Here is a 334-nt window from a genome sequence, read left to right as displayed (position 1 = left end):
AGACCTGGCCGTCGCTGGTCGCGGTGACCACGCGGCCGTCGTGGCCGATGGACACCCCGACCGGCCAACCGGTCGCATCGGGTAGGGGGTAGCGGTTGACGGTGCCGCCCTCGGCGGGGTCGAACACCAGCAGGGCCTGTCCCTGCTCCCCGTCGCGGACCACGGTGTAGCCGGCGTTCTCCCCGGCCCGGCTGGACGTCGACAACGGCTCGACATCAGCACGCGTCCATGCGATCTCGGCGTCATCGCCGTTGTCGGTGAGCCCGGTCAGCCGGGCGCCCGGACCGCCGCCGGCCACGATCACGCCGTCCGGTGACACCGATGGCGGGGTTTG

Annotated in this window: 1 pseudogene; it reads right to left on the bottom strand. The window is 72.8% G+C overall.

Annotation, left to right across the window (positions count from 1 at the left end):
- Window positions 1–334: pseudogene (locus tag H7I41_RS21870) on the bottom strand (PQQ-binding-like beta-propeller repeat protein); the annotation flags it as partial.

It is taken from the genome of [Mycobacterium] manitobense (genome assembly GCF_025821665.1).
GTDB lineage: Bacteria > Actinomycetota > Actinomycetes > Mycobacteriales > Mycobacteriaceae > Mycobacterium > Mycobacterium arseniciresistens.
This window is presented reverse-complemented; position numbering and strand designations above follow the sequence as displayed.